The 2,957-nt window shown below is 67.8% G+C and carries 3 protein-coding genes; 2 read left to right on the top strand and 1 reads right to left on the bottom strand.

Features of this window, described 5'->3' with window-relative positions; translation table 11 throughout:
- Together VLA96_07110 and VLA96_07105 are read left to right on the top strand one after the other, a co-directional pair.
- A partial coding sequence (locus tag VLA96_07110; protein ID HSE48960.1) for a hypothetical protein occupies positions 1-1,282 on the top strand: 1,282 nt, incomplete at its 5' end.
- On the top strand, positions 1,272-2,579 hold the full coding sequence (locus VLA96_07105; protein HSE48959.1) for a hypothetical protein: 1,308 nt from the start codon (positions 1,272-1,274) through the stop codon (positions 2,577-2,579). The genes VLA96_07110 and VLA96_07105, both read left to right, overlap by 11 nt.
- Before the next feature lie 41 nt (positions 2,580-2,620).
- Here VLA96_07105 and VLA96_07100 read toward each other — a convergent pair.
- Positions 2,621-2,957: MBL fold metallo-hydrolase (locus VLA96_07100; protein ID HSE48958.1), on the bottom strand; the 337-nt coding region annotated here is incomplete at its 5' end.

The following is a 2,957-nucleotide window of genomic DNA, read 5'->3' as shown; positions in this document are numbered from 1 at the left end:
GATCGAGGGCGTCGCCGAGGAAGCCCACCGCCTGATGAACGCCGACGAGTATGAGAAGGCGGTCGCGCTGCTCGAGGGCACGCTCAAGGAGACGCCCGACGAGGAGTTGAAGGTCGTGCTGACCGAGGCTCGTCGGCACGTCCACGAGTTCGGCCGCAAGCTCGAGAACGCCATCAACAAGGCGGAAGGCCTCCTCAACGACGGCCGCGTGGACGACGCCGTCGGCTTCCTTGAGTCGCAAGCGCCAACGATGGCGCGGTCGCCGGAGTTCTGCAACCTGCTGGAGCGCGCCCGCGGCGTGCAGGACAACTCGCGCTCCATCAGCGCGGCCATCGAGAAGGCCAACGCCGCCATGGCGAAGGGCGACGTCGCCGGCGCGCTGAACATCGCCTACGCCTGCCAGAAGACTTATGGCGAGACACCGCAGGTCAAGGCCGCCATCGCGGAGCTGGAGAAGAAGCGTGGCGCGGCGGCCAAGGGCGCGGTCGAGTCAGCCATCTCCGATGGCCGCCGCCTGTTGCTTGCCCGCCAGTACGCGCAGGCGCTGGAGCGCCTTGAGCAGGCCGCTCCCTTCATCATCGAGGTCAGCGCGAGCCTGCAGAAGCAGTACGAGTCGCTGAAAGCCGACGCCACCGCTGGCGCCTCACGCCAGCAGAAACAGACGCAGCTCGACCACACCATCGTCGCCGGATCCGCCGAAGCCAACCAGACCATCGTCGCCGGCTCGTCGGAAGATGTCATCCCGGCGACCACCCTGCGCGCACCGGCGCCGCCGCGTCCGACACCGGCGACCGCACCCGCGGCCGCTGCTCCAGCGCCCGCGCACGCCCGGACGACCGCCATCCCGGCTCCCGCGCCCGCGCGCCCCAAGACCGTCGCTCCGGCGCCCGCTCCAGTCCCGGCTCCCGCTCCGGCCAGGAAGTCCCCGATGATGTTCATCATCATCGCGGTCGTGCTGCTTGTGGTGGCGGTCGCTGGCTACCTGGCCAAGGACATCTTCCTCGCCCCCAAAGCGACCACCTACATCGAGATCAACGTCACGCCCTGGGGCAAAGTGAAGAGCATCACCTCGGTGGACGGCAAGCGCTCCGTCGAGCTGCCCGCCGACGCCCAGACGCCGTTGCGCATCAACGTCCCCCCGGGCGACTACAAGGTGACCCTCGCCGGCCCTGACGGCGCCGAGCAGAGCGAGATGGTAAAGGCGACCGACGATACGCCTGGCACCTGCTGCAACATCGTCTTCCAGCAGATCGACGTCGAGAAGGTGCTCAATGCGCAATAAGACCTTCCTCGCCCTGATCGTGCTCGCGGCTCTGCCGGCATTCGGCGGTCGCAAAGAGGACCTGCAGAAACAGATCCAGGCCGCGGCCTCCTCCCGCAAGCTCGACGAAGTCGCCAAGCTCACCTGCGAGCTTGCCGGCCTCGACAGCTCCAGGAAGACCGACTGCCAGATCGCGCAGTCCGAGGCGGCCGCCGAGGAAAAGCGCAACGACGCGCGCTTCAACGAGGGCGTCGCCTTCTTCAACCAGGGCGCCTTCGACGATGCTGAGCAGAAGCTGAAGAACATCCGCTTCGGCGCCCACTTCGCCGAGGCGCAGCGCTACATGACGCAGCTCATCCCGGCCAAGCGCCGCGAGCAGCAGGCGGCCGCGGCCGAGGCGCCGCAGTTGAAGCTCTTCAACGACGGCCAGTCCGCATACAACAGCAACAACTTCGCCGCGGCCAAGAGCTCGCTTTCGCAGGTGAAGGGCGCCAAAGCGGGCGAGGCGCAGGCGCTGCTCGCCAAGATCAATCAGTACGAGGCCGCGATGGCCGAGGGCGACCGCTTGGCCGCCAGCGGCAATCACCGCCAGGCCCAGCAGTCCTACGAAGACGCGGCGCGCCTGAAGGGCGATGGTCCCGGCGACCCGCGCGGCAAGGCCACGCGCGAGCAGGCCGCCGCCAACCCGCCCAGCACTCCCGCCACGGTGGCGACCACGACTCCCACGCAGCCGACTCCCACACCCACGGCTTCCAGCAGCACGCGCACCGCCCCGACCCCGACGCCGATCTCGCGCGCCGCCGCCATCAAGGAGCCCGCGCGCCCGAAGATCGACATCGCGAAGCTCCTCGTCGAGGCCGACGACGCGCGCAACAAGAAGAACTACACCGCGGCCAAGAGCAAGTACATCGCCGTGCTGGCGGAGGACCCGAACAATGGGACCGCGCGCAGCGCTCTCGCCGCCATCCAGAAGGAAGAGGAGACCAAGCCGCAGCCCGAGCAGCAGCAGGTCGTTGCCACCTCTGAGGCCGACATCATGCTGCTGCGCGCCATCGGCGAGTATTACAAGGGCGCATACACCGAGGCCGAGACCCACATCAAGGACTACCAGAACGTCAACGGCTCCAAGAAGGCGCTTGGGTATTTCTTCTCGGGCGTCAGCAAGCTCACCCGGTACTACCTGGGCGGCGCGACCGACCGCAAGCTCTACAACGACGCCGAAGCGGCGCTGCGCATCGCCAAGGGCATGCCCGGCTTCAAGCCGCCGGACGAGCAATACGTCTCGCCCAAGATCCTCAAGGTCTACAACGCACTCTAGAGGCGGTCCCCAACTACACGCCGGCGACTCGCCGGCGCTTTTCATTTGCGGATGAGGAAGGGATTCGTCTCGCGCTCCTCGCCGATGGTCGTGGCCGGCCCGTGCCCGGGGATGACCAGCGTGTCATCCGGTAGCGCCAGCAGCCGCGACTGCAGCGAGTCGATGATCTTCTCGAACGAACCGCCCGGCAGGTCGGTCCGCCCGATCGAGCCCGCGAACAGCGTGTCGCCCGCGATCAGCTTCTTTTCGGCGGGGAAGTAGAGGCAGGAGCTGCCCTCGGTGTGCCCGGGGGTGTGGATGGCCGTCGCCTCCAGTCCGCCGACGCGCAGCTTGGCGGCATCTTTCAGCAGGGAATCGACGCTCGTTGCCGATGGCGGC

The organism is Terriglobales bacterium (genome assembly GCA_035457425.1).
Lineage (GTDB): Bacteria > Acidobacteriota > Terriglobia > Terriglobales > Acidobacteriaceae > JACPNR01.
This window is presented reverse-complemented; position numbering and strand designations above follow the sequence as displayed.